The following is a 7,421-nucleotide window of genomic DNA, read 5'->3' as shown; positions in this document are numbered from 1 at the left end:
GTGTCCCGGACACCGGTGCCCCCGTCGAGAACCCGGCCGCCACCCCGGCGGGCGACCAGCTGCCGGGGACCACCCCCGACCAGCAGACGCCGCAGCAGCAACGGCCCGTGCCGCCGGCCTCCTCCGGCGGCAACGGGGGTACGAACGCGGGCAACGGCGGAGGCGCGAGCAACGGAGGCGCCAACAGCGGCGGCACGACCGCCGGACAGAACGGAGGCACCCAGCCCCGCCAGACACCGGCCAACACCCCCGCCCCGCAACCCCCGGTGACCAACAACCCCGCCCCGCAGCCTCCGCCGCAGAACTCCCCCGGCGGGACCACCGCACAGCCCGGCGGCAGCAGCGCCCCGCCACCGGAGTCCCCGGCCCGCCCCGCGGAGTGCGGCGGAACCAACTGGACGCGCATCATCAGTGTCCAGTCCGGCCTGCCGATCGGGCTGGCCAACGACAACCTGAACGCGAGCAACCCGGTCGTCCTGGGCGGCGCCACGCAGTACGGCTGGGTCGTCAGCTACGGCACGTGGAACGAGTACCACGCCTGCAACTCCGGAGGCTTCCCCCTGGTCATGGGCAACGGCTCCCCGTTCGACAACGCGGTGGCCCTCGGCAGCGGCCGCGACTTCCTGTACCGGTGGACCGTCCAGCCCGCCGCCTCGGGCGGGTACACCCTCGGCGACGGCACCAACTGCATGACCGCCGGCGCGCGGGGCAAGCCCATCACCATGACCACCTGCACCGACAACCTCGCGAGCCAGCTGTGGAAGTTCCAATGACCGCAGGGGTGTCCACGCGCCCGCACGGCCTCGCAGTCAGCGGACCGGAAGGCCTCCCGAACGGGCGGCGAGCCAGGCGGCGGCACGCTCTCGTTCCTCGCGGTTGGAGAAACGACCGTCGTGACGCGCGATCCACTCCAGGTGTCGCAGGACGTTCTCCGAGCGGTCCGGCTCGCGCACCGCGAGCACGTCGACGCCGGTCTCGCCCGTCGAGGCGCAGACGTACACGCTGCTGTCCAGGGCCATCATGCCGAAGCCCGGGTGGCCCGAGTGCACGCCGAGGAACGCCGATGCCGCGCCTCGGCCCATGATGTCCCAGCGGTCCAGGAGCCGGACCCGGGTCCACTGCTCCAGTGCACGGGTGCGGCCGTGCCGGGTGGCTCCGGGGTGCTCCGGGCCCTCAGTCGTAGAAGAACTGGCGGAGGTCCTCCGCCGAGCCCGGGCCGAACAGGAAGGTCTCGCACCCGGCGAGCGCCCGGGGCGGCGGCGGGCCGTCGGCGGGGAGCCGCCGCAGCCAGGCCTCGCCCTGCTCGCCCACCGCGTGGACGGCGGAGAGCAGTTCGGCCATCCCCGCCGGGCGGGGCGGGGCCGCTCCGGTGACGGGGGCGAACTCCCACCCGCCGACCCGGGCGGCGAGCCGCACCGCGCCCGCCCAGGTGGCGATGCGGCAGAGGCGGTTGCGCAGGGGGAGTTCGACGGACGGGTCCAGGTACCCGAGTCCGACGGTCGCGGCGGCGAGGTCGTCCATCACCCGGCGCTCGACGGAGGTGCGGATCCAGTGGCCCTCCTGGGCGTCCTCGATGGCGGCGCCCCACCACTCCCAGGCGCTGTCGAGGCGGGCCGCTGCCTCGGCCTCGGCCGCTGTCCGCGAGGGAGGACCCGGCCGGGACGCCTGCGGCCGGTACAGGTGGAACAGTTCCGGATCACCCTCGTCGAGGCCCTGGACGAGGCCGACCGGCTGCCACCCGGCCCGGTGCAGGAGCCGTCGCATCGGCTGGTTGGAGACGTTGGTCGAGGTGAACAGCTTCGGGGTCTCGCAGGAGGCCGCCGCGGCGTCCAGCAGCCGGCGGCCGACGCCCCTGCCGCGCGCGGCGGGCGAGACCATCAGCATCGTGACGAAGCCCTGCTCGAAGAACGTGTACTCGGTGACGCAGTAGCCGAGGAGCCCGGACGCGTCTTCGGCCACGAGCACCGGGCCCGGGGCCTGCCGGCACCACCGCCGGATGCTCGCCACCCGCTCCTCGTCGCCTGCGAGGGCGACCGAGTCGATACCGGTCAGCCCGTCCGCGTCCGCGTCGGTGCCGCGCCGAACGACGAAGTCGCCGAAGTCGCCGAAGTCCACTGTGTCCATGGGGACATGCTGCCAGGTGACTCCGGTACGAACCTCTACTGCGGCCCCGGTCCTCCGTAAACGACCCGGGGGTTCAGCCGGGTCGCCTGCCAGGGCGAGTTACGGCCGGCGGCCTCGCGGTAAGCGACGCGCTGGACGGCGAAGAGCAGGCGGTAGAGGTTGAGGGCGGCGTCGGAGTCGTCGGCGGCGAAGCCGAGGTCGTGGACGAAGGTCTCGAGCTTGGGCCAGTCGAAGTCGTCGGGGACGGGCGGGGCGACGGCGACGCCGAAGAGCGCATTGAAGGCCGCGGCGACGGCGTAGTGGGAGGCGGCGAGGGCGTTGAGGACGTCGGGGTCGGCGGCCGGGTCGAGGACGGGGTCGGGCACGTCAGGTCTCCTCTTGGTCGGGCCTTGCAAGCTTGAGCGTGGTGACGACGCCCAGGGCGCCGGTGGCGAACGCCAGGGCGAGGAGGGAGAGGAAGGCGGCGGCGATCAGGAACCGCACGAGCGCTCGCGGTCGGCGTCGAAGAGGAGGGTGAGGAGGTTCATCAGCGTCGAGGCCGGCGCCGTGTTGAAGGCGACCAGGACGCGGCCGTCCATGGTCGTGTCCGTGGTGGCGGAGGGGAAGATCAGGCCGAACGCGCGGCCGCGCTCCTGGAGTTCGGCGAGGAGGATGCGGACCTGGTCCTCGGTGTAGCCCCGGATGCGGGGGTCGGTGGGCTGCATGGGGAAGCGGCGACGGTTCACGCGGAGGCCTCCAGTTCGAACCAGACGACCTTGCCCGTCTTGCGGGGCTCGGCGCCGAGGCGGTGGGTGAGGGCACGGACGAGGAAGAGGCCCCGGCCGGAGGAGGCGAGCGGGTCCGTGGGGAGGTGGACGGTGGGGAAGATCGGGTTGTTGTCCGCGACCGAGACCCGCAGACGGTGGCCGGTGAGGGCCAGCACGACCATGGGGGCAAGGGTGCCCCCGTGCCGCCAGGCGTTGACGAAGACTTCGTGGAGGGCGAGTTCGGCGTCGGAGATGACGGAGGGTCGCCACCCGGCCGAGACGAGGAGGTCGGAGAGCTCGGAACGAGCGGTGGAGCAGTCCGGAAGGTTGCAGGCACGCATGAGAGACCCCAAGGGAGGAAGAGGGGAATCGACGAAGCAGACACTCCGTCATGTGATCGGTGCAACACTGAGAGTAGGACCGTCGGTCACACGCGTGCAACCTGATCGCCGAGATGTCTCCCCCAACTTGGCTAAGCTCACTCGTGTGGGTGGAGACTGGCCCGACACGGAAGGAACCCCCCTTGGCACTCAGGACCCAAATCAGCGAGCGACAGCGGCGGTTCGGCGCTGAGCTGAGAAGGTTGCGCGAGGCCGCAGGCCTGGCGGTCAAGGACGCCGGCGCCCTCATCGGCATCGCGGGCCCGCAGCTGAGCCACATCGAGGCAGCTCGAACGGCGCTCGACCCGGAGCGGCTCTCGGTCTTGCTCGAAGGCTACGGGTGCACGGATGAGACCTACATCGCGCTGCTGCACGCTCTCGGAGCCAGCAACGGCAAAGGCTGGTGGAGCACCTACAAGGGCCGGGTGCCCGACCTGTCGCTCGACCTGGCCGAACTCGAAGACCGAACTGTCACTCTGCGCAACTTCGAGACTCTGTACGTTCCCGGGCTGCTCCAACTACCTGAATACGCCGAGGCCATCTACAAGGACGCCTACCGCAACGGGCATTGGGATCTGGCGACGGCCATCCAGTTCCGCATGGACCGCCAGCGGATCCTGGAGAACGAAGAGCAGCGGCAGTTCCGATTCGTCATCCATGAAGCAGCTCTGCGGATGCTCTTCCCTGGTGTGGAAGTCATGAGGGCTCAGCTGGACCACCTGCTGAACATGGCTGAACGCCCCAACGTCACCATCCAGGTCCTCCCCTTCACAGCTACGAGGAAGCCTCCTCAGTCAGGCCCCTTCGTGCTGTGCGACCCCGGATGCCTTGACCTCGCAACCATCCTGCTGGATGTACCCGGGCGAGCCGAGCACCAGAGCGACCCTGAGAGCATTGCGGCGTACGAATGGAAGTTCCAACAGCTGAGCGAGATCGCACTGCCGGCCGTCGACGTAGCGGCTTCCGCCAACTCGCGAAACTCGTGGGGGATTCTTCAACATCTCCTCTACACCCTACAAACATGAGAGGCGCCTCGGATGGCTGGATTCTCCTGGCAGAAGTCATCGTTCAGTGGCGGCGATGCCGGCAATTCCTGTCTGGAACTGGCCCACGGCGCCGACAACCTCTGCTACCTCCGCGAGTCGGACGACCCCTCCGTCATCGTCACCACCTCGACCACCAAGCTCCGCGCCTTCCTCCTCAGCGCCAAGGCCGGCGAGTTCGACCACCTCATCTGAACCACGCGACGGGGGCGGGACGGCGATACCGCCATCCCGCCCCCTGTCTCTGCCGCAGGAAGTCACCGTGACCCCGAACGATCCCTGCTCCCCGACCTCCGTGAGGCCGTCCTGGGATGAACTCCCCCTCCCCGCACAGGAGTCCGTCGAGACCCACCTCGGCGCACCGGTCACCGGCGCCCGGACCCAGGCCGGCGGGTTCAGCCCTGGCCTCGCGGTCCGCGCGACCCTTGCCGACGGCCGAGCCGTGTTCCTCAAGGGCGCCGCCACCGACCACCCCGTCCACGGGAGGTACGCCGCCGAGGCAGCCATCAACCGAAGCCTGACCCGGCAGGTCCCCGTGCCGAGGATGCTCGTCTCCTGGGAGGCCGGCGGATGGCTGCTGATGGCCTTCGAGGACGTCGGCGGCGGCCACCCGGACCTCAGCCCCGGGTCGGCCGACCTCCCCGCTGTCGTCCGGCTGCTCGACCGACTCCCCAGGGCGGTCAGCCCGTCGCCGATCCCCGACGCCCCGTCCATCGTCTCCGTCCTCGGGGGCGGCTCCCGCAGCTGGCGGGCTCTCGCCGACCAGCAGGCCGAGCTCGACCCGTGGTCCACCCGGCACATCGAGCAGCTCGCGGCCGTCGAGCACGACTGGCACGCCGCATCCGCCGGGGTCTGCCTCCTCCACGCGGACCTGCGCGCCGACAACATGCTCATGCGCGGTGACGACGCCCTCGCCATCGACTGGGCCTACCTCCACCAGGGCGCCGCCTGGATCGACCCGGCCTTCCTCGTCACCCAGCTGATCCGCGCGGGCCACACCCCGGCCCAGGCCGAAGCCCTGCTCGCACCCGTGGCCTCGTGGGCTGCCGCCCCGCCGGACGCGATCACCTCCTTCGCGGTGGCCCAGGCCGGCTACTGGGAGCTGAACTCCAGGCTCCCGGCCCCGCCGGGAGTGCCGTACCTGCGCGGCTACCAGGCCTCCATGGCCGCCATCGGCCGGACGTGGATCGAGCACCGAACCGGCTGGCACTGACCGAACTCGCAGCGCCCGCAGCGCTGTTCGCGGAGCCCACCAGCGAGCACGAGCCCTGCCGCTGATCCCCGCCCGCTCGTTGGCCCCCGACGAGCGGGCGGGGTCTTGTCCACCCCCGCCGTTGCTCAGGCGACGGCGCGACCGAGGTGGGCGGCCAGGCGGTCGAGGGCGGTCGCGTCGTGGGGCGCGGGCCGGGGCGGGGCGAAGGAGCCGCCTTCCGTCCGCGGCAGGCCCGCGTAGATCTCCCGCACCACGGGCATGGCCACCGTCGCAATGTCCGGGACCAGGTCGCGCGGGTGTCCGATGGCTTCGGCCAAGTCCCAACCGTGGACCAGCATTTCGATGACCAACTGCTCGACGAGACGTCGGCCCGGCGCCGGCCCGTACCGCCGGTCGAGCATGCCGGGCCGGCGAAAGGCCGTGAGCGTCCGCTGGGCGGCGGTCCGGAACGCCGCGACATGATCACCGCCCAGGTGATCCGCGGCGGCATCGGACCGGGGCCTCCCGTCCGCCAGGCCGGCCCACATCAGGTTCTCCCAGACCAGGTGGTCCAGCAAGGCGCGGACGTCCCAGTCGGCGCACGGCGTCGGCCCGTCGAGACCGCTCGGGTCGACGGCGCTGACGAGGTCACCCACGGCCTGGAGGACTCGCTCGCAGGCGGCGATCAGACCCACCGGCTCCCAGGCCTCGGCTCCGGAGTCGTACAGCGCGTCGAGTTCGGCGGCGCGGCGTCCGGGTTCGGGATTGGCACGCAGGGCGGTCTTCAGCCAGTTGCCCGCCGTCTCCAGACTCGGCCGCGCCGGTTGGCCGTTGATGACGCAGAGCAGCTGCCAGTACCGCTCGACGCACGGGACGGAGACGATGCCGAGCTGTTCGAGCAGCAGGCTCCGGGCCGGCGCGCCATCGATGCGGACCCCGTCGACGGTCTGCGCCTGGGAGGGGAGCCACTTCTCGACGACGGCCGCGACAACGGGTTCCGCCGCGGGCGAGTCCGGCGCGATCCCGTCCCGGACGGCCTCGTCCACCCGCCCCGTCCAGTAGTCGGTGACCCGCCGTGCCTCCTGGAGTGTGGCGTCATCGTGCTCGCCGGGGGCGTGTTCGGCCGCGTACTGCGCCATGCGCCGCATCGCGCCCCGCAGTTCGGGATCGGCCACCAGCTCGCCCAGTTCGATCCAGGCGTCGACCTGCGCGTCCGTGGGGTCGTCGGGCAGCTCCGGGGTGGCGGCCAGCAGGCCGCTGCGGTAGGTCGGTACGTCCAGGCCGGCGAGCGTCCCGGTCACGAACTCGTGGATGGTCTTCCGGCGTTCGGCAGCGGACAGTCGGGCGGTGCGGTTCATGAAGGCGAGTCCTTCGGCAGTGGTTTCGCGACGGGCGGCGGAGCGCAGGACCGCCTGTTGCGCGCGCAGCAGGCGGATCCGCGTCTCCAGCACGTCGACGTGGACCGCGGCCACCTCCGCCAAGGTGTGCTCCCGGTCAAGGACTTCGCGGATAGCCGGCAGGCCGAGCCCGAGGTCCCGCAGCGTCCGTGCCAGCTCCAGGCGGGCCACGGACTCCGCGTCGTAGACCCGGTACCCGGCGGCCGTGCGTCGGGCCGGTGGCACGAGGCCGAGATCGGACCAGTGCCGGATGAGCTTCACCGACAGCCCGGTCTTCCGCGCGACCTCTCCGATGCTCCACAGCACCCTGTCGTCGACGTGCATGTGCCCCACCCTCGGCTCTCCCACGATGGGAGAGTCAACCAGCCGGGAGCTCTGGCCTACCGCGCGCGTTGACCGTCGCTCCGCCCCGCAGCCGGCCCGGAAACGCGAAGAGTCCCGGAAAACGCGAAGAACCCCCATCCGGGACCCGGATGGGGGTTCTTCTGAAGAATTGTTCGGCGGCGTCCTACTCTCCCACAGGGTCCCCCCTGCAGTAC

At 71.4% G+C, this 7,421-nt stretch carries 9 protein-coding genes and 1 pseudogene; 4 read left to right on the top strand and 6 right to left on the bottom strand.

Features of this window, described 5'->3' with window-relative positions; translation table 11 throughout:
• A pseudogene (locus ACFU7Z_RS32660) lies at positions 1 to 773 on the top strand (hypothetical protein); the annotation flags it as partial.
• 36 nt (positions 774 to 809) lie between these two features.
• Here ACFU7Z_RS32660 and ACFU7Z_RS32655 read toward each other — a convergent pair.
• The 5 genes from ACFU7Z_RS32655 to ACFU7Z_RS32635 form a co-directional block, all read right to left on the bottom strand.
• On the bottom strand, positions 810 to 1,082 hold the full coding sequence (locus ACFU7Z_RS32655) for a hypothetical protein (RefSeq protein WP_380781484.1): 273 nt from the start codon (positions 1,080 to 1,082) through the stop codon (positions 810 to 812).
• 91 nt (positions 1,083 to 1,173) lie between these two features.
• On the bottom strand, positions 1,174 to 2,124 hold the full coding sequence (locus ACFU7Z_RS32650; RefSeq protein ID WP_380781482.1) for a GNAT family N-acetyltransferase: 951 nt from the start codon (positions 2,122 to 2,124) through the stop codon (positions 1,174 to 1,176).
• 35 nt (positions 2,125 to 2,159) lie between these two features.
• Positions 2,160 to 2,489, bottom strand: a complete 330-nt coding sequence (locus ACFU7Z_RS32645) for a hypothetical protein (RefSeq protein ID WP_380781480.1) — start codon at positions 2,487 to 2,489, stop codon at positions 2,160 to 2,162.
• 105 nt (positions 2,490 to 2,594) lie between these two features.
• Entirely contained in the window at positions 2,595 to 2,849 is a 255-nt protein-coding gene (locus ACFU7Z_RS32640) for a hypothetical protein (protein ID WP_049653135.1), read from the bottom strand.
• A complete protein-coding gene (locus tag ACFU7Z_RS32635) occupies positions 2,846 to 3,211 on the bottom strand; it encodes an ATP-binding protein (RefSeq protein WP_380781478.1) in 366 nt (121 codons plus the stop codon). Before ACFU7Z_RS32635 ends, ACFU7Z_RS32640 begins: the two co-directional genes overlap by 4 nt.
• Before the next feature lie 182 nt (positions 3,212 to 3,393).
• Between ACFU7Z_RS32635 and ACFU7Z_RS32630 the strand changes: the two genes are divergently transcribed.
• From ACFU7Z_RS32630 to ACFU7Z_RS32620, 3 genes are all read left to right on the top strand, one after another.
• Positions 3,394 to 4,275 (top strand): helix-turn-helix domain-containing protein, encoded by an 882-nt coding sequence (locus ACFU7Z_RS32630; RefSeq protein WP_380781476.1) that lies wholly within the window; start codon positions 3,394 to 3,396, stop codon positions 4,273 to 4,275.
• A gap of 12 nt (positions 4,276 to 4,287) precedes the next feature.
• Positions 4,288 to 4,488, top strand: a complete 201-nt coding sequence (locus tag ACFU7Z_RS32625; RefSeq protein WP_049653129.1) for a DUF397 domain-containing protein — start codon at positions 4,288 to 4,290, stop codon at positions 4,486 to 4,488.
• 67 nt (positions 4,489 to 4,555) lie between these two features.
• Positions 4,556 to 5,506 (top strand): phosphotransferase family protein, encoded by a 951-nt coding sequence (locus tag ACFU7Z_RS32620; RefSeq protein WP_380781473.1) that lies wholly within the window; start codon positions 4,556 to 4,558, stop codon positions 5,504 to 5,506.
• 125 nt (positions 5,507 to 5,631) lie between these two features.
• Here the strand turns inward: ACFU7Z_RS32620 and ACFU7Z_RS32615 are convergent, their stop codons facing one another.
• Positions 5,632 to 7,206, bottom strand: coding sequence for a TIGR03086 family metal-binding protein (locus ACFU7Z_RS32615; RefSeq protein ID WP_380781471.1), 1,575 nt, complete (start codon positions 7,204 to 7,206; stop codon positions 5,632 to 5,634).
• Positions 7,207 to 7,421: the final 215 nt, after the last annotated feature.

It is taken from the genome of Kitasatospora sp. NPDC057518 (assembly GCF_042802075.1).
Classification (GTDB): Bacteria; Actinomycetota; Actinomycetes; order Streptomycetales; family Streptomycetaceae; genus Kitasatospora.
The sequence above is the reverse complement of the archived record's forward strand: the minus strand, read 5'-3'. Positions and strand labels throughout refer to the sequence as shown.

Bases quoted from the DNA above. Each gene is read 5' to 3' on its own strand.
- ACFU7Z_RS32615 (WP_380781471.1), bottom strand. From the start codon at position 7,206: ATGCACGTCGACGACAGGGTGCTGTGGAGCATCGGAGAGGTCGCGCGG.
- ACFU7Z_RS32655 (WP_380781484.1), bottom strand. From the start codon at position 1,082: ATGGGCCGAGGCGCGGCATCGGCGTTCCTCGGCGTGCACTCGGGCCAC.
- ACFU7Z_RS32635 (WP_380781478.1), bottom strand. From the start codon at position 3,211: ATGCGTGCCTGCAACCTTCCGGACTGCTCCACCGCTCGTTCCGAGCTC.
- ACFU7Z_RS32625 (WP_049653129.1), top strand. From the start codon at position 4,288: ATGGCTGGATTCTCCTGGCAGAAGTCATCGTTCAGTGGCGGCGATGCC.
- ACFU7Z_RS32650 (WP_380781482.1), bottom strand. From the start codon at position 2,124: ATGGACACAGTGGACTTCGGCGACTTCGGCGACTTCGTCGTTCGGCGC.